Source organism: Paenibacillus sp. JCM 10914, assembly GCF_001315105.1.
GTDB lineage: Bacteria > Bacillota > Bacilli > Paenibacillales > Paenibacillaceae > Paenibacillus_AQ.
On the sequence record NZ_BAZR01000035.1, the window covers coordinates 14,429 to 31,862 of the forward strand.

General features: G+C 49.1%; 16 protein-coding genes, 1 pseudogene and 1 other annotated feature. Of the genes and pseudogenes, 10 read left to right on the forward strand and 7 right to left on the reverse strand.

The features are described from left to right. The first annotated feature begins 43 nt into the window (after window positions 1-43). Window positions 44-1,630 (forward strand): annotated as a pseudogene (locus tag JCM10914_RS24550) (bifunctional UDP-sugar hydrolase/5'-nucleotidase). Window positions 1,631-1,760: 130 nt separating this feature from the next. Here the strand turns inward: JCM10914_RS24550 and phnE (JCM10914_RS24555) are convergent. From phnE (JCM10914_RS24555) to JCM10914_RS24570, 4 genes are all read right to left on the reverse strand, one after another. Next, window positions 1,761-2,567, reverse strand: coding sequence for a phosphonate ABC transporter, permease protein PhnE (gene phnE, locus JCM10914_RS24555; RefSeq protein ID WP_023965951.1), 807 nt, complete (start codon window positions 2,565-2,567; stop codon window positions 1,761-1,763). A gap of 13 nt (window positions 2,568-2,580) precedes the next feature. Continuing rightward, a complete protein-coding gene (gene phnE / locus JCM10914_RS24560) occupies window positions 2,581-3,396 on the reverse strand; it encodes a phosphonate ABC transporter, permease protein PhnE (protein ID WP_023965953.1) in 816 nt (271 codons plus the stop codon). After that, entirely contained in the window at window positions 3,389-4,171 is a 783-nt protein-coding gene (gene phnC / locus JCM10914_RS24565; RefSeq protein ID WP_023965955.1) for a phosphonate ABC transporter ATP-binding protein, read from the reverse strand. Before phnC ends, phnE (JCM10914_RS24560) begins: the two co-directional genes overlap by 8 nt. 121 nt (window positions 4,172-4,292) lie before the next feature. Then, window positions 4,293-5,378, reverse strand: a complete 1,086-nt coding sequence (locus JCM10914_RS24570; RefSeq protein ID WP_370570278.1) for a PhnD/SsuA/transferrin family substrate-binding protein — start codon at window positions 5,376-5,378, stop codon at window positions 4,293-4,295. Window positions 5,379-5,636: 258 nt separating this feature from the next. Between JCM10914_RS24570 and JCM10914_RS24575 the strand changes: the two genes are divergently transcribed. From JCM10914_RS24575 to JCM10914_RS32035, 6 genes are all read left to right on the forward strand, one after another. Beyond that, complete coding sequence (locus JCM10914_RS24575) at window positions 5,637-6,644, forward strand: LacI family DNA-binding transcriptional regulator (protein WP_023965959.1); 1,008 nt, start codon at window positions 5,637-5,639, stop codon at window positions 6,642-6,644. Between the two features lie 123 nt (window positions 6,645-6,767). Next, complete coding sequence (locus tag JCM10914_RS24580) at window positions 6,768-7,757, forward strand: sugar ABC transporter permease (protein ID WP_023965961.1); 990 nt, start codon at window positions 6,768-6,770, stop codon at window positions 7,755-7,757. A gap of 31 nt (window positions 7,758-7,788) precedes the next feature. Then, window positions 7,789-8,673, forward strand: a complete 885-nt coding sequence (locus JCM10914_RS24585; RefSeq protein WP_023965963.1) for a carbohydrate ABC transporter permease — start codon at window positions 7,789-7,791, stop codon at window positions 8,671-8,673. A 90-nt stretch (window positions 8,674-8,763) separates the two neighbouring features. Then, on the forward strand, window positions 8,764-10,410 hold the full coding sequence (locus tag JCM10914_RS24590; RefSeq protein ID WP_023965965.1) for a hypothetical protein: 1,647 nt from the start codon (window positions 8,764-8,766) through the stop codon (window positions 10,408-10,410). Between the two features lie 109 nt (window positions 10,411-10,519). Next, window positions 10,520-11,458: a putative glycosyl hydrolase gene (locus tag JCM10914_RS24595; protein ID WP_023965967.1), complete on the forward strand. Its 939-nt coding sequence runs from the start codon at window positions 10,520-10,522 to the stop codon at window positions 11,456-11,458. After that, window positions 11,458-11,862: a glycoside hydrolase family 30 beta sandwich domain-containing protein gene (locus JCM10914_RS32035; RefSeq protein WP_370570279.1), complete on the forward strand. Its 405-nt coding sequence runs from the start codon at window positions 11,458-11,460 to the stop codon at window positions 11,860-11,862. The genes JCM10914_RS24595 and JCM10914_RS32035 overlap by 1 nt, the downstream gene beginning before the upstream one ends. A gap of 114 nt (window positions 11,863-11,976) precedes the next feature. On the opposite strand, the gene JCM10914_RS24600 is transcribed toward JCM10914_RS32035, so the two are convergent. Then, a complete protein-coding gene (locus JCM10914_RS24600; RefSeq protein WP_023965971.1) occupies window positions 11,977-12,894 on the reverse strand; it encodes a helix-turn-helix transcriptional regulator in 918 nt (305 codons plus the stop codon). 151 nt (window positions 12,895-13,045) lie between these two features. Between JCM10914_RS24600 and JCM10914_RS24605 the strand changes: the two genes are divergently transcribed. The 3 genes from JCM10914_RS24605 to metG all read left to right on the forward strand — a co-directional run bounded on the left by JCM10914_RS24605 (window position 13,046) and on the right by metG (window position 15,534). Then, window positions 13,046-13,228, forward strand: coding sequence for a hypothetical protein (locus tag JCM10914_RS24605; RefSeq protein WP_023965973.1), 183 nt, complete (start codon window positions 13,046-13,048; stop codon window positions 13,226-13,228). Window positions 13,229-13,343: 115 nt separating this feature from the next. Beyond that, on the forward strand, window positions 13,344-13,532 hold the full coding sequence (locus JCM10914_RS24610) for an RNA polymerase sigma factor (protein WP_023965975.1): 189 nt from the start codon (window positions 13,344-13,346) through the stop codon (window positions 13,530-13,532). Window positions 13,533-13,581: 49 nt separating this feature from the next. After that, window positions 13,582-13,851: a binding site (T-box leader), on the forward strand. Window positions 13,852-13,896: 45 nt separating this feature from the next. Continuing rightward, complete coding sequence (metG, locus tag JCM10914_RS24615; protein ID WP_023965977.1) at window positions 13,897-15,534, forward strand: methionine--tRNA ligase; 1,638 nt, start codon at window positions 13,897-13,899, stop codon at window positions 15,532-15,534. A 17-nt stretch (window positions 15,535-15,551) separates the two neighbouring features. Here metG and JCM10914_RS24620 read toward each other — a convergent pair whose 3' ends face one another. Together JCM10914_RS24620 and JCM10914_RS24625 are read right to left on the reverse strand one after the other, a co-directional pair. Beyond that, on the reverse strand, window positions 15,552-16,265 hold the full coding sequence (locus JCM10914_RS24620; protein ID WP_023965979.1) for a class I SAM-dependent methyltransferase: 714 nt from the start codon (window positions 16,263-16,265) through the stop codon (window positions 15,552-15,554). A 38-nt stretch (window positions 16,266-16,303) separates the two neighbouring features. Continuing rightward, entirely contained in the window at window positions 16,304-17,401 is a 1,098-nt protein-coding gene (locus tag JCM10914_RS24625) for an ATP-binding protein (protein WP_023965981.1), read from the reverse strand. Between the last annotated feature and the right edge of the window lie 33 nt (window positions 17,402-17,434).

Sequence of the window (17,434 nt, forward strand, 5' to 3'; positions counted from 1 at the left end):
TATATAGCACTCTACTTCAGTCGATATAGGAGGGCATACTGGATTGAAATCGAATCAGACAGCTGTCATTACCATATTGGAGACCAGTGATGTACATGGACATATCTACGACGGATTATCGGGGAGCGGGAGACAGGCCACTCGGAATTGCCAAACTCGCTGAAATCATTCGCAAGGAGCGGGATAAGAACCCGTCTTTACTGCTGATTGACAATGGGGATCTTCTGCAAGGCACGCCCTTTATGTACCACTATGCCAAGTATGGCAGAACGGGTGTTCATCCCGCTGCCCAGTTACTGAATATTCTGAAGTATGATGCGGCCATCATCGGAAATCATGAGTTCAATTATGGCCTGGAACTGCTTAATCATACGATTGAGGACGCTGCCTGCCCTTATCTGTCGGCCAATATCGTCGATAGCTTCGGCGGCCATCCGGCGTTCGGGCTTCCTTACCGTATGTTTGAACCGCAGGAGGCATTCGGGTTGCCGTGTTGGGCGTGACTACGCATTATATTCCGAACTGGGAGGATCCCGCGAACATTCAAGGCCTCCACTTCGAGGATGCGTTAGCGTCAGCCCAGCGCTGGGTTGCCCGGATTCGCGAGACGGAAGATCCCGTGGCCATCGTCGTATGCTATCACGGTGGTTTTGAACGGGATCCGGATACCGGCGAAGCCACCGAACCATTGACGGGGGAGAATCAGGGGTATGAGATGTGCCAGCGGCTGGAAGGCGTGGACGTGTTGCTGACAGGCCATCAGCATCGGTTGCTTGCCGGAGAGTTGAATGGAATCGCATATGCGCAGCCTGGGTCTGCGGCACAAGCTATCGCCAAGGTTCAATTAACCTTTCAGAGAGGAGCAGATGGTTCGTGGTCGATATGCGAAAAAAGCGCGGAGCTGCTGCTTGCAGCGGAAGCAGCCGCAGATCCGGAAGTGCTTGCCTTGTTCGCTGAGCAAGAGCGGACCACGCAGGCGTGGCTGGACCAGCCCATTGGCCGGGCAGAGGGCGATTTCTCGATTCCGGATCCTTTTACGGCAAGACAGCATGATCACGCATTTACCGAATGGGTTAACCGGGTGCAGATGGAGGCGACGGAAGCTGCAATCTCCTGCGCGGCGATTTTTACTAACGAAGCCAAGGGATTTGCAGAACAGATCACAATGCGGGATGTCGTATCCAATTATATATACCCCAACACGCTGAAGGTACTACGGTTGACTGGTCGCGATATTGCGGCTGCCCTGGAGCAGAACGCTCGTTATTTTGCGCTGGATGAGCATTCAGGGGAGCTGCGGGTATCGGAAAGTTATATTCAGCCTAAGCCGCAGCATTTTAATTACGACATGTGGGAGGGCATTGAATATGAGCTCGACATCTCCAGACCCGAAGGCGCTCGCGTGAGCAAACTCTGTATAGATGGTGAGCCAATGAACCCGGACGCCTCCTTTGAGGTTGTCATGAACAGCTACCGGGCCGGTGGCGGGGGGAACTTTCAGATGCTGATGGGCAAACCGGTCGTTCGGGAGATTCCAACGGATATGACGGAAATCCTGGCTGATTATATTATGAAGTGCCGCGTCATTCGGGCTGCTTGTAATCATAATTGGAAGGTCGTCGTTTCATAAGATGTCGCAGTTTAATTACCACTTGAATAAAAATAGCAAAAACCCTCCATTCCACGATACATGTGGTTGTGGAGGGTTTTATTCTGCATGCTGCCCGAAGGTAGGGCGGCGACGTCTCATAATGGCATGCCTAGCCATGGACCAGCTTCGCGCGTAGTTTGTTCGACATCCACTCGATCAACAGGATTAGGATGACCAAACCAATAAGGATAGATCCGACCTGGTTCCATTTGTAGCTGTTCATAGCGAAGATGAGCGGTGCTCCAATCCCGCCGGCACCGACCAACCCGAGAATGGATGCATCACGCATATTCATGTCGAATCGGTAGATGGTAACCGACAAGAAAAGCGAGAACAACTGTGGAAAGATACCATAGCGAATCTTCTCAAAGGTGGTGCACCCAATCGACGTCATGGACTCCAGCACCTTCTTGTCCAGATCCTCAATCGCGTCCACGTATAGCTTGGAGAGCATGCCGATCGAAGTCAGACCGATGGTCACAACTCCCGCGAACGGTCCCGGACCTGTCACGCGAATGAACATGAGCCCATAGACCAGCGCCGGAATCGTGCGGATCATGATGAGCAGCAGTCTGGTAACCCAGGCAATCGGCTTCGGCACCATATTCGAGGCAGCCAAGAAGGCAAGCGGAATGGACAGTACGGCTCCTACCAGCGTTCCTAGAAATGCAATGGCCGTCGTCTGAACGAGTAAATAGAAGACACTTTGCTTAGAGACGCTGAACAGCAGGTTGAGGTCCGGCTGGAGTATCCCTGTCATGATATTTAGCGCGATTTGAATTCCGCTCTGGTTCATATCCTTAAAGCTTATGGTGTTCAATGACCAAGCGAACAGGATCAGCACGATGGCTGTAATCGTTAACTGATATCGACGTTGGCGGGGGGAGGCAAGCAGCTGTTGTTGTATCGTCGTCATATCATGCACCTCTTCATGTCAGCTTCTTCCTGAAATGCTCGCTGGTCGTCTCGATGGCGTAAACGGTAACGACGAGCGCCAATACGATCATCCCTACGTTCGAATAATCACGCCAACCCAGGTTCTCATTGATCAGGAGCCCGATTCCTCCGGCACCCACATAACCGAGGATGGCTGCATACCGCACGTTACCTTCGAAGCAGAACAAGGAGGTCGATAAGTAACGGGACAGCACCTGTGGAAATATCGCGTAGCGAAAGGCCTGAATGCGCGTCATTCCAATCGATTCCATCGCTTCAAAAGGACCCATGTCCACATTTTCAATCTGCTCGTACAGCAACTTGCCAACATAAGAGAGGGTGAACAGCAGAATCGCGACCAAGCCTGCCATCGGACCAAGTCCAAACACGTAAGTGGCAATCAACGCACTCACCAGCGTCGGCAACGTTCGGATGAGACTCAGTACGACTTTCACGACTCCAGACACCCATGGGCTACGAATGACGTTTCTCGCAGCGAGCATCGCCAGCGGGAGAGCCAGTACCGCCCCTATCATCGATCCCAGCAGTGACATCTGAAGCGTGGATAGCAAGGCATCCCACAGGCGAGGGAAATAACTCCAATTCGGAGGAACCATCTGGCCTAGAATGACAAAAAAATGGCCGATCCTCTTCATCAGGACAGGGAAGTTAAATCCGGTCAAGTTAATGGACAAGGCAGTCAGTCCTGCAAGGATCAATAGGATGAAGGGCAACCGCGTTCGTTTCTGGAACACCACTTTGCCGCTTGGCAAGATCATTTTTTTGGGAGGAAATATTCGATCATACATGCGCGTAGCTCTCCTTCGCCGGGGTCTGAGCTTCCCGGGACAGGCTGCCGTAAATTTCGTCTAGAATGCCCTGGTTCACTTCAGCAACGGCACCATCAAACACGATTTCTCCCTGGCGTACACCAATGATGCGGTCGGCATACTGAAGCGCCATTTCGACATGGTGGATATTCATAATGACAGAGATATTCATGGTCTGATTGATGTTCTTGAAATCATCCATGACCAGCTTCGATGTTACTGGGTCTAAGGATGCGATTGGCTCATCAGCAAGAATAATGTCGGGGTTCTGGGCCAGTGTTCGCGCTAGCGCAACGCGCTGCTGTTGCCCTCCTGAGAGCTGATCCACGCGCACGTAAGCTTTATCGAGGATACCTACTTGATCCAAGGCTTCCAGCGCTCGAATCTTTTGTTCGTGTGTAAAAATCCCCGTCAGTTTACGCCACATGGGAAGATTAGGGACGAAGGAGACAAGAACGTTCTTGATGACGCTGATCCGAGTGACCAGATTGAAAGATTGAAAGATCATGCCAATTCTTCTGCGAAAATGCCGGACCTGCCTCCCCTTAAGCTTGGACACATCGACGTCGTCTACGAGTAATTGTCCGCTTGTGATCTCGTGCATCCGATTGATGCAACGGATCAATGTGGATTTGCCGGCACCAGACAAACCGATAACCGCTACAAATTCGCCCTGGCTGATTTTCAGATTAATGTTTTGCAGAGCCGTTGTGCCGTTGTGGTACGTCTTCTGTACATTGATAAACTCGATCATTGCCAATTACCCCAATCCTATAATCTATGGCCGCCAAGCAAAAAAGGAGAACATCATCTGAAGCTTGATGCTCTCACTTCTTTTTATTGGCGTACTATGGGTCTGCGTTCATGTGACGGCATCACTTTTTCATGTTGCGGATGATCTCTTGTGCTTTGCGTTCGCCATCATAGTCGGAGGACTGCGCTTCTTTATAACCTTCGTGGCTATAGACCGCGATAACGTTCTTTCCTTCCTCTGTCTGGGCGATGGCGATAAACGCCTTTTGCAGTGCGGCTTTGAGATTGTCCGTCATGATGTCGCTGTTCTTGCTGACACTGATCGTATCGTTATAAATGCCTTGGGTAACAGCGATAACATTGGTTTCGTCCCAGATGGAGCTGCTGCGTCCGAATTCGCTGGTCCATTGTTCCTCATAATCCCGTCTTGCGTCGGCAAAAGCGACGATCAGATCAACTTGACCTGCGGCGAGTCGAGCAAACGAGCTTCCGTAGGAGTCGGATGTAACCACATGAGCCAGGTCAGTCAGACTCTTACTGAAGTTGCTTTGCAGCCACAGTGTAGGATAAATATACCCGGCTGATGAAGAAGTCGACATGACAGCCCAGTTGGCATCGTTTAATTCGTCCCAGGTGGGTTGCTCACCATTATTGATTTTGGTCGCTAACGCCTGGCCTTTGGCGGAAGGGCCGGCAATGAGCAAGGAGCGGTAATACGTGGCCTGGTCGCTAGTCGGCTGCGTAGGTTTATTGTCATTCCAATCCTTGGCTTGGTCAGAATCATTGGACAGGCCGGCACGTGTTGCCGTCAGGATCACGTCAGCTCCGTCGTCATAGAGCGTATAGGTCCCGCCAGGAATAAACCCGACATCCGTTGTGCCTGCGGACAGCGCTTCCCCTACTGCTTCATAAGTCGTTCCAACATCAATGCTGATGCTACCGACTTCATAGCCTTCGGATGAGAGCTGACTCTTCAGTAATTCCTTGAGCGGGTCTGTAGCCGTAATGATCTGATCAGGATCCTTGGAAGGAACGAAGCTGATCTTCAGTTCTTCGATCTTCTGAGCATCATCGCCCTTAACATCAGTCGTTGGCGCAGGGCTGGCTGGAGCTGCCCCTGTGGATGAAGTGCCGGTAGTGGCGCCACAGCCTGCGAGTAATGCGGTGACGATGGCAAATACGGTAATAAGCATCGATTTTTTCTTCAATTTGGTACCCCCGATTTTTTTATTTCCAAGATGCACTTTGACTGATATGCACATGAGAACAAACCTATTGTATAACCCGTCTATTATTGGCTTGTTAACATGATGTTAAATGAATGATAAAATTGACATGGCAGCAGGAGAGCTGCACTTCTAAGAGCGTTTAAAATTTTTTTTGAAAAAGGGATTGTACTGAAAACGCTTTTATGGTAATTTAGTTTTATAAAAATAAAAACGTTTTTATAGAGAAGGACGGGGGATATGGGGAAAGTAACCATAAAAGATGTTGCAAGAGAAGCGGGCGTCTCCATCTCCACGGTTTCCAATGCGTTGAATGATGTAGATGTGTTGAATCCCGAGACCAAGATGCATGTATTGAAGGTCGCGGAGCGCTTGAATTACGTACCCAACTTGAACGGAAAGCTGCTGAAATCGGGAAAGACGAAGATGCTCGGCTTCTTTACCACAAGTGTATCGGGCCCATACTTTTACACCTTGGTTGAATCCATGGCACGTGAATGCGATCGACTGGGATATGGTCTGAACGTGTTCGTCACGAAGGATAAGCAAGTGATCATGAGCAACATTCTGGGTGGGCGCGTGGATGGCGTCATCATATACGAAGAACTCAAGATTGACGAGAAAGACATCGCTGCGATGGAGAAAGACAAGGTGAAAGCGGTCTTCCTGGATCGCGAGGTCCAGAACGAGACGATGGGAAGCATCATCTTCGATTCCTACGTCGCTGCTTATGAGGCCACGAAATATCTGATCAGCCTGGGGCATAAGAACATTGCTTACATATCCGGCGTGGACTCGATGTACGATAGCGTGCAGCGGAAGGAAGGGTATCTGGCGGCACTCAGCGAGTATCAGCTGCCGATAGATCCTGACTATATTCTACAAGGCTACTTTGAGGAAGAGGCTTCCTATAATGCCGTCAAATCGCTTCTCTATCAGCACCCTGGCAAAGTGCCGAGTGCGATTCTTGCAGGGAACGACTTGAGTGCAATCGGCAGCATACGAGCCCTGAAATCACAAGGTTACGAAGTTCCGCAAGACATTAGCGTGGTAGGCTTCGATGATATCGATATCGCTCAGTACTTCACGCCACCGTTAACAACGGTAAGGAATCAGATTGCAAGGCAAGGCATTCTGGTAGTCAACCATCTGGTGCGCATGATCCAGAAGAAAGAGCAAGGCAAGGTACAGAAGTTGGCAAGCGAGCTGGTTGTTCGGGGCTCGAGTCAGATTAAGCTGGATCGATAAGATCTGAAGGTTCATCAAGACGAGATATTTTAAAAAATTCATAGTGGATATGACGAGATTTTTTCGTTTAAAAATAAAAACGTTTTTATTGCAGTGCGAGAACGAAAAGGGAGGCAGAAGCAGGTGAGCAAAATAGCAACAGTCCAGGGTACCGGCACAGGAGCGGCACCACCGACCGGGAAAAAACCGATGGGGCAAAGAATCAAGGAGTTTTTTATCGACTACAAGCGCCAATGGGAGCTGCAATCGATGATCATTCCCGGCGTGATCTTCATGTTTATTTTTTGCTACATTCCAATTTACGGGTTGACGATAGCTTTTAAGAATTATACCGTCATCGACACGCTCGATTCCGCGCCGTGGGTTGGCCTGGATAACTTCAAAATCATTATGTCAGATCGGTATTTCTGGGATTCCGTTATTAATACGCTGGGGATCAGCTTCCTGAAGCTGGCTATCGGATTCGTTATTCCGATTATTCTTGCCATTATGATCTATGAGGTCAGCATGAGCCGATTCAAGAAATTCGTGCAGACGATCTCGTACTTGCCGCATTTCCTGTCCTGGATCGTTCTGGGCGGGATGCTGATTACCTGGTTCTCAACGACCGGCTTGTTTAATGAAGTCTTGGTCGGTCTGGGGATTATCTCGCAGCCGTCGAATATTTTGCTGGATCCTAGCAAGTATTGGTGGATTGCCGTCCTATCGGACATTTGGAAGGAAGCAGGCTGGGGTACGATTCTGTACTTGGCGATCATGGCCAAGATTGATCCGACCTACTACGAAGCGGCCAAAATTGATGGTGCAAGCCGTCTGAGACAAATCTGGAATATTACGATTCCAAACATGAAAATGATCATTAGCTTAAATCTGATCTTAACTGTAAGCGGTTTACTTGGCTCGAATCTGGATCAGACGCTCGTGCTGATGAACTCGCAGAACCGCGAGAAGGCTGAGGTTATCAACTCTTATGTGTACCGTATGGGTATGACACAGGGTGATTTCTCTTATGCGACTGCCGTAGGTCTTGGTATCTCGATCGTGTCAGTCATTCTGCTTGTCACAGCTAATAAAGTAACCAGCAAATTAAACGATAACCAGTCCGTCTTATAGAGGTTGTTGAACATGAATGGGGGGTATTACAGTGAAAGTGAAAGCAGCTAAAGGGGACTGGGATAGTCGGATTTTCGATACGATCAATGTCACCTTACTGGTTCTGTTTACGATTATCATCATCGTTCCGTTATGGAACGTGGTGGTGTCATCCTTCAGCTCCGGCCGATCGCTGGCCGAGGGTGGATTTATCTTCTGGCCGACGGAGTTCTCGCTGGAGAACTATCAGGCGGTATTCCGTGATGCCAACATCTGGAATGCATTCTTCATCTCGGTTGCCAAAACCGTGATCGGCGTAATTACCCACGTGTTTTTCTGCGCCATGGTGGGATACGGTTTAAGTAAAAAATACGTGCGCGGCCGGAAGTTCTACGTCTCGATGGGCGTTATCACGATGTTCTTCTCGGGCGGCATGATTCCGACCTACTTGCTGATTAAAGATCTCGGCATGCTGAACAGCTTCTGGGTGTACATCATTCCGGCGCTGCTTAGTTTCTATGATGTCATTATCTTGATGAATTTCTTCCGGAACGTGCCGGATTCACTTGAAGAATCAGCGAAAATCGATGGCGGCGGCGATTGGAGAATATTCCTGAGCATTTTCATCCCGCTATCCATGCCGGCGATGGCGACCATCGCATTGTTTAACGGCGTCGGGCAATGGAACGATTTTATGACGACTAAGTTATACATCACGGATCAATCGCTCTATCCCTTACAAATGATGCTGTATGAGATTATCGTGCAGTCTCAGACCCAATCGATGCAAAATATCGGCTCGGTTGCCATTCAGACTACAACCAAAGGGGTTCAATTAGCGACAATTGTCGTGACTACACTGCCAATTGTTGCGATTTATCCAATATTGCAAAGATACTTTATCTCTGGAATGATGCTGGGGGCGGTCAAAGAGTAGAAATTCACGTAGCTTGGCAAATCGGCATGTATCTGCAACAAGGGTCTCAAATTTAAGAAAGCGTTCTTATTTTAAAAGGGAGGGTTACAGATGTTGAAGATGAATCAGGTTTTTGGCAAAAAAGGACTGACACTGTTTACAGCACTTATGGCGATTGTGCTTGTGGTAAGTGGTTGCGGATCAAGCGGCGATTCCGGCTCGAAGAAGGAGAATTGGGTTTCCATTGAAGATCGTTATACCTTGGATGCAGAGACGCCGGCATGGCAGCTGGATAAGAAAGAAGAGACAACCGAGCTGACTTGGTACGTGAATGCAGACTGGTGGAACACGGATTTTGGCAAGGATGTTGTAACGAAGAAGATCAAAGAAGATTTGAATATCAATATTAAGTTCATCACAGGCGACGACACGAAATTAAATACGTTCTTTGCCGGCGGGGAGATGCCAGACCTAATTACTACCTTCGATTCCAATTCCCCCGTTGTTCAGAAAGCGGCTACTTGGGCGCTTCCACTGAATGATCTGGCGGAGAAGTATGATCCTTACTTCAATAAGGTAGCTGCACAGGATACGATCAACTGGTTCCAATTGAGTGATGGCAAAACCTACGGTTATCCGAACTATTCCAATACACAAGAGGACTACGACAGCGGTAATATTCCAGCCAAAACAGCATTTATTATTCGTAAGGACGTATATGAAGCGTTAGGTAAGCCCGCCATGGAAAAGCCAGAAGAATTTCAGGCCGTGCTGGCTGATATTAAGAAGGAATTCCCGAACCTGATCCCACTCGGATTTAACTCCATCGGCGAAGGTACAGGATCGCTTGGCGATGTGCTTCAAGATTTCATCGGCGTGCCGCTGGAAGACGAGAATGGCGGTTTCTACAATCGTAACTTGGACGAGGATTATCTGACTTGGCTTAAAACGTTCAATGCGGTATACCGCAGCGGAGGTATTAGTGACGACAGCTTCGCTGATGACGGAACTGCGTTCGAAGAGAAAGTGAAGGCAGGCAAGTATGCAACCATCATGCTGGACGGAACGCCGCAGCAAGGCGGTAACCTGCAAAGCTTCTATAGCCACAATAAAGGTAAAGAATACATTGCCATTGATGGACCACAGAGCACGGTTGGTCATGCGCCTACCTTGAACCAATCCGGTATTACAGGCTGGATGATCAGCTTTATTACAAAGGGTAACGCCGATCCGGCTAAATCCATTCAACTGTTCACGTACTTGTTGAGCGAAGAAGGCCAAATGCTCATGAACTATGGCATCGAGGGCGAAACTTACCAAGTAAATGCGGATGGTACGGTAGAATTCTTGCCAGATGTCAAGGAGCTTCAACTGAATAATCCGGAAACCTTCAAGAGGGATTATCGCATGGGTGAGTTCATGTTCTTCGGTCATGACAGTCATAAAGCGCTAAGCGGCGATGCGTTCCCGGATGCGATCAAGCAGATGCAAGAGTGGGGTAAGGGCAAGTTAACACCTCATTTCGTACTGGAGAACATTAACCCGGATCAAGGTACTCCGGAAGCCCGTTCCCTGACTGCTATTAATACCAAATGGAACTCGACGATGGTTAGCTTGATTCGTTCCAAGGACGATACGGCATTCGATGGTTTGTTGAATGAATATAAGACGTTCCTGAACAGCAATAACTGGGATAAAATCGTTGAGATCCGCAATGAGAAGATGAAGGCAAACAAAGAGAAACTGGGCTTGAAATAATAATTAGTCTTTTATGAGCGAAGACCAGAAAGCCCTTTCCTGATGGGAAGGGCCTTTCTTCACAAGGATAGGAAAATCATAGAAAAATAGAAACCTGGAGGGAATCATCATGCGGAACATTACGATCTACCAGTCCAATGGAGAACAGGATTTATTCGTCAAGAAATCACAGGGGCAATTATCCCCGGTATCCGAGGGTTCTAAACTACACGCTGTCACGATCGATGAGCAGCAGACGTATCAGGAAATGGACGGGTTCGGCGCTTCTTTTACAGATTCGGCGGCCTATCTGATCAACCAGGTGCTGGAGCCGGAGCAGAGAGCGGAGCTAATGAATCAACTATTCGATGCTAACGACGGTATTGGCTTATCGGTGCTGCGTCAACCGATGGGCGCTTCCGATTATGCCCGTGACTTCTATAGTTATAATGATCTGCCGGAAGGACAAACCGACGAGCAACTGGAATCGTTCTCGATTGCTCACGATGAGGCTGATATCATTCCTCTTCTTCAGGAAGCTGTGCGCTTGAACAGCGATGTGTTACTGATGGGTTCACCCTGGAGTCCTCCAGGCTGGATGAAGACGAGCGGCTCCATGATCGGTGGAGAGCTGAAACCGGAATACTACTCGGTGTATGCCAACTATTTTGTACGTTATATTCAGGGGTATGCTGCTCACGGTTTGCCGATGTATGCGGTGACGCCACAGAACGAAGCATTGTATTCTCCCGGTCATTATCCGGGCATGATCATGCTGCCGGAGGTGCAGGGCGAATTTATCCGCGACCATCTAAAACCGCAGTTCGTGAAGCATGGCATCAATACGAAGATCCTCTGCTACGACCATAACTGGGATAAGCCGGATTATCCGCTGACGGTATTGGATCAAGCAGATGATGCGGTTGATGGCGTGGCCTGGCATTGGTATGGCGGGAAGCATCTGCACAGACCGACGTGTTCGAGGCGTTCCCGGGCAAGGAAGTGCATTTCACCGAAGGCTCAGGGGGAGAATGGATTCCGCCGTTTGAGCAGGCCTTCTCGAATGTGATGCGAACCGGGATCGAAATTCTGCGGAACCATAGTAAATCGTATGTGTTGTGGAATATGGCGCTGGACGAGAAGAACGGACCAACCGTACCGGGCTTTGGCAGAAGTACATGCCGTGGGATCGTGACCGTGAATCAACAGACCAAGGAGCTGACGTATACGCTCGATTATTATGCGTTGGCGCATTTCAGTAAATGCGTTCGTCCGAAAGCGCTTCGGATCGCATCTTCCAGCAGCGAGACGATCCGTTCGGTTGCATTCAAGAACACGGATGGATCGGTTGCCGCAATTCTGTTCAACGACAGCGAGACGGCGGAGAACGTATCCGTTCAACTGCGCGGTGACGAGGTGCTTACACTGGCAATGCCGGCTAAGAGTGCGTTGACGGTTAAGGTTGGAGAATAATAGAAGGCGTCTACTAATAGTAATCGTAATCCAAAAGGCTTGGAACTTTATGTTCCAGGCCTTTTTCAATGTGAAGAAAAACAAAGATAAAGGCAAGGGAGCGAAAAAGGTGGTTTATTCTTTTGTTAGACCGAATACATACGATTCCAGTAGTGCATTCAGTTGATTAAAGGATTCTGATCTTGCGCTGTATTTGTATTTTTCATTCGGTTTCTTGAAGTGCATTCGCAGTAAACCGGCTGTTTTGAGAAGCGATAAGTGATAGTGCAGGTTACTCTTGGATAGGCCTGTCTTATGCTGAAGTTCCGTAAACGTTACCGGACCTTGGGCCAGAATATGCAGCAGGATGAGACGCTTCTCATCGGCTAACCCTTTGGTCATACGAAGCAGCTGACTCGTGGGCGTGTCTTCACTCGGTTGCTCATCATCGACGGCGTAACTGACGATGAGTTGCCTGCTGCCTATCAGATCCATTCGATTCAAGGGTTTGATATGGTAGGTCGGAATGAGCAGAATGGTCTCGTATTCATCGGATGGGTGTAGAACAATACCGCTCGTGGCCTCGTCAATCAGGTCAATGTAATGACGTTTCTGAGATAGTTGCTCCATACGGCTGGCTGAACGCCCCAATAATTCGTGAACCTCAGTTGAGATTGGACAAGTTTCGTTCCAGATCCTCAGAACCTCAAGGCTAAGCGATTGAAAGGCTTTTAGCCCTAGCGAGATCCCCTCTTCCAGATAGGGTGCGAGTCGTTCATACAGTTGCCCTTCACCTAAATTCGCAAACCAGGCCAAGAACTGCTCTGCATTATCTTTAGCTGGACTATCCAAAATGATCAGATGTAAGTATGCGATGATTTCGCATAAATCCAACTCCTCCAATTGCCCGGCGAAGGAATCCGGTAGCTTCTTCTCAATATCGGTTCTCCATTTCTTGCCGATATCATGGAATTGATTCTTGATATCCGTATAAGCGTACAGGCTTGTCACTAATTCGTGAACAGGTGAATAATCGATGCGAACGTTGGCCATGTCCAATCTCTCCTCTATGGACGTCATTTCATTTATTTTATCACATCCATGAGAAAATAAATATTGAACTTTTAAAAAGTTCATATATAATTGAACTAAATTGATTAGTTCAAAATATTATGAACTAAAATCCGGACAAGGAAGTGACGAGATGAACAATTGGTTTGATATGGAGTATCTCATAGGCCAACAGCAGGCAAGAGTGGAGGAAGAAGCGAACGAAGCATGGAAATTCACTGGCACATGGGATGGATTGTGGAAGTCGATCTGGTCTAAAGAAACGTGGAAATTTCAGTCGATCAACAAACGCAGCGTTCGTTCCAATGTACTTTAGACAATAGGTATGGACATCTAATTTTGACGGAATGGAGATGAGACAGCATGAAAACAGATAACCACGACGCCCTCTTATCCGCAGTACTCTCCCTGCCAGAAGCCTTGAGACAGCTATGTATTTGTACTATTATGAAAAGTTCAATACGAATGAGATTGCTGAAGTGTTGCAGATCGAACCTGTCAACGTTCGGAATCGTATGAGCAGGGCTCGTAAGAAAATCGAAGCGATACTCGGCAAGAAGCCGAAGGGTCTGGGTGATGGTCGAGCTCGGACAAGAACCATTAGGCTATCCTCCCCTTGACTTCTTGTGTGACGTTCGGGTATGATTTCCAGTAACTTGAATAACTCAAACAAAAGCAATGAAGAGAAAGAGTACCTTGGCGAAGTCTTTTTAGCAGAGAGCCCCGGACGGTGAAAAGGGGTAAAGATGCGAACCTTGGGAACATGGTCTCAGAGCTGCGCACCGAAACCCATGCGGTTGTAGGCTGCGCCGGAACCCGCACCCGTTAACGTGCTAGTATACACGCTATCATAATAGCGCCGTACCTGAAGAGGTGAATGCCGCGAGGCATTGATGAAACTGGGTGGTACCACGTGAGCGACAAGCTCTCGTCCCTTTTGGATGAGGGCTTTTTTTGTTTTCTATAATAAGGAGGATGATCGAGATGACGAATATTTTTATCGGCGGGGCGTGGCCTTACGCCAATGGATCGCTGCATTTAGGACGACTGGCCAGCTTGCTGCCAGGGGATGTGCTGGCACGATATTTCCGTGCAAAGGGAGATCAGGTGTTATACGTGTCAGGCAGTGACTGTCACGGTACGCCGGTAGCGGTTCAAGCGATACAGGAGGGGGTCAAGCCTAGTGATATCGCGGATCGGTATCATGGGGAATTTGTAGATTGTTTTGAACAACTGGGGTTCTCTTATGATCTCTATACAAGAACCGATCAGGAGTTCCACCATGATGTGGTTCAAGAGATATTTGGGAAGCTGTTGGATAACGGTTATTTGTACCGGAAGACGATAGAGCAGACGTATTGCGAAACGGATCAGCGATTTCTGCCTGACCGCTATGTGGAGGGAGACTGCCCCGTATGCGGCAGCCGGGCGCGAGGTGATCAGTGCGATGTCTGTTCCACGATACTGGATCCCTCGGACCTTTTGAACAGGACTTGTAAACTGTGCGGTCATCCGCCTGTGGAGCGTCCTACGGAGCATTTCTACGTATCGTTGTCCCATTTTCAAGAGGAGCTGACGGATGATTTGAACCATGCCCGAGGTTGGCGGGACAATGCGGTGCAATTGACACGCAGATATCTGGAGGAAGGGCTTCAGGATCGAGCGGCAACGAGGGATTTGACGTGGGGTGTCGATGTTCCCGTCCCCGGTTTCGAAGATAAGAAAATTTATGTCTGGGTCGAGGCGGTCAGCGGCTATCTCTCGGCGAGCAAACAGTGGGCGTCAGTGACGGGCGGCGATTGGGAAGCTTTTTGGCGCAAGGAAGGGACAGATATTATGGCGTATTATGTTCATGGAAAGGACAATATCCCGTTTCATACGTTGATCTGGCCGGCGCTGCTTCGAGGTGTTGGCGGGCTGCATTTGCCGGATCGAATCATCTCCTGCGAGTACATGACGCTGGAAGGCAAGAAGTTCTCGACCAGTCGCAACTGGGCCGTCTGGATACCGGATCTGTTAAGCCGTTATCAACCGGATTCGATTCGGTACTTCCTGATTGCGAACGGTCCCGAGAAGCGGGATACGGACTTCTCCTGGCGAGAGTTCATCCATAGTCACAATGGAGAACTGCTGGGAGCTTTCGGGAATCTGGTGAATCGGACCTTGGTATTCGTAAATAAGTCATTTGATTCGGTGATACCCGCAGGTCGTATAACGGGAGAATGGCAAAGCCGGATGGAGACACTGTATAGTGAAGCCGGCACATTGATCGAGGAAGGGCGGCTGAAAGAAGCGTTGGAGTTGATCTTTAGCGTCGTGCGTCTTGCCAATAAATATTTTGATGAACGAAAGCCGTGGCTTCAAGTGAAGGAGAATCGTGACGATTGTGGGGATACACTCTTTACATGCGTCCAGATAATTGCTAATCTGGCGAACCTGTTGCAGCCGTTTACTCCGTTTGCCTGCGATAAAATCAGGGGATTTCTCTCGCTGCAGCAGCCCGCGTGGACATGGAGCGACGTTTCGGCGGGTACACCGGTCCGTGATCTGACGCTTCTGTTCGAGCGGATCGATCCAAGCCGGATCGAGGAAGAGACTCGCCGGTTAGAGGCGAGTCATTAACTGAATGGACTGGATATTTATTTTGCAGGGGCTGTCTTGCGAAACAACGCTGTCCATAAGAAGGATTCGCCGAACAGGGGTCCGGGTTGCGGTAGACTCTGCATGCGTCTTGACTCAATAAGCTCAAGATCCCTGAAGATGTCGCAAAGCTTTTCCTCCGTATATCCTAGACCACCCTTGAGACTGTGATCACGGTAGACGTCCCAGTCCGTCATATCGGCTCCCATGGAACCCGCTGCAAAACAAACGATGCCGTAATATCCCCCGGGCTTGAGGTGCTTCTGAATTAGGTCGAGATAACTCATTCTGCGGTGGGGTAGGATGTGATGGAAGCAGCCGCTGTCGTATATCAAGTCATAGGCGTTGGGTTGCAGTTCGAGATCGAATAGATTCTGACAGTGAAACCGGACGGGAACTTGTGCGGACTTGGCACGTTCCTGTCCCCAAGCGATGGCTTCTTCCGATAGGTCGACCGCATCTACAGTCCAGCCGCGCCGGGCCATATACACGGCATTTCTGCCGGCACCACAACCCAGCTCAAGCACTCGTCCTGGTGAGCCGAGTCGGTTCTGGACATACTGGTCTAAGTTCTCGTCCGGTGCATGAACAAAGAAAGGGATGCTCTTGCTGCGATCGGAATAGAACCGATTCCACCAAGGTCCTTCTTCTCTGAAAAAGGAATCAAGCATGTGGAGAATATCCTCTGTAGAGTGAATCTGCTCGTTTTTCATGGCATACCTCAGCTCCTATTCGGTTTATTCATTCCGCGCTATTCGTTAATGGTCAACTGTATACGAGGATAATTCGCAGTTATAGTCTTCTGCTTGTCTATGATCTGATGGATATCGAAATGGGAACGGAATAGCTCAAACTCTGGCTTGAACGTCACGCTGGTTCCAGTCTCTTCGGTCAAACCAACAGTCAGCAGCCCGGTCTGCGGGATTCCATAACGGTATTCTTGGCGATATACCTTACCCTCTCGGCGAATCTCGACGGCAAGTCGCTGGGAAAGGGCGTTGACTACGGCGATACTGATACCTTTCTCTGCGCCGGGAACGAGGAATTGCGCACTGTTGTTCAGACGGTGCACTTCGGTAAGAACGGACTGGACGGCCGGGATATTGGAATTCGGAATTGCCTGCACGGGAATGCCTCTGCCATTGTCGGACACGGTTACACTGCCGTCTTCGTGCAGGAAAATAGCAATTCGATTACCGTATCCGCTCTGGTGCTCCAATATCGAATTTTCCACGGCCGCCCAGAGCAGTTCATGAACGTCGAAGTTCTGTGATGACCCGAAATACATTCCCGCATGGTTGCGAGTTTCGGATAAGTCTAAGTAGTCGCTTGTATCGAGAAGGTCGCCCACTCCTGATAACAGCAGCAGGAGCGGCAGACCCCGATGTGGGGGGAGCGAATAATGATTGCCTTCCTGTACGAGTAAATTGGCCCCGAGCAGCGCTTTAAGATGATGATAGAGCTGTCCTGTTGTACCCATGTTCAGGCGCTCCACCAGTTCGGATCCGGTCAAGGGTTCTGAAATAACGGCCTTGAGAATATCCAAGCGTTGTTTATTTCCAAGCGCTGCAAGCACTTTGGCTGCCTTCTCGGTGTTCATATCCAACAGTTGCTCCAGTTTACGTTCCTGCGGTTCCAGGCGAATGATTTGTTCATTCAAGCTTGTTTGCCCTGAGTAATAGACGGAATTCATGGTCATTTCATTAGCGGGATGACCGGATGGTTCATTGTATGTTAGATCGGAAGCCGTCTGGGATTTACGGCCAACCATGTGCTGGTATACGAGTTGCTGTAGTTCGACCATCTGATTCTTTAGTGTATCGATTTCTTGCATAAGATCACGGGTCAAGTGCACCCACCTCCATATGAATTTATGTAATTA

Coding starts and splice junctions, on each gene's coding strand:
- metG (WP_023965977.1), top strand. CDS start 13,897: ATGACGAATATTTTTATCGGCGGGGCGTGGCCTTACGCCAATGGATCG.
- phnE (WP_023965951.1), bottom strand. CDS start 2,567: ATGACGACGATACAACAACAGCTGCTTGCCTCCCCCCGCCAACGTCGA.
- JCM10914_RS24590 (WP_023965965.1), top strand. CDS start 8,764: ATGTTGAAGATGAATCAGGTTTTTGGCAAAAAAGGACTGACACTGTTT.
- JCM10914_RS32035 (WP_370570279.1), top strand. CDS start 11,458: ATGCGAACCGGGATCGAAATTCTGCGGAACCATAGTAAATCGTATGTG.
- JCM10914_RS24600 (WP_023965971.1), bottom strand. CDS start 12,894: ATGGCCAACGTTCGCATCGATTATTCACCTGTTCACGAATTAGTGACA.
- JCM10914_RS24605 (WP_023965973.1), top strand. CDS start 13,046: ATGAACAATTGGTTTGATATGGAGTATCTCATAGGCCAACAGCAGGCA.
- JCM10914_RS24610 (WP_023965975.1), top strand. CDS start 13,344: ATGTATTTGTACTATTATGAAAAGTTCAATACGAATGAGATTGCTGAA.
- JCM10914_RS24575 (WP_023965959.1), top strand. CDS start 5,637: ATGGGGAAAGTAACCATAAAAGATGTTGCAAGAGAAGCGGGCGTCTCC.
- JCM10914_RS24595 (WP_023965967.1), top strand. CDS start 10,520: ATGCGGAACATTACGATCTACCAGTCCAATGGAGAACAGGATTTATTC.
- phnC (WP_023965955.1), bottom strand. CDS start 4,171: ATGATCGAGTTTATCAATGTACAGAAGACGTACCACAACGGCACAACG.
- phnE (WP_023965953.1), bottom strand. CDS start 3,396: ATGTATGATCGAATATTTCCTCCCAAAAAAATGATCTTGCCAAGCGGC.
- JCM10914_RS24620 (WP_023965979.1), bottom strand. CDS start 16,265: ATGAAAAACGAGCAGATTCACTCTACAGAGGATATTCTCCACATGCTT.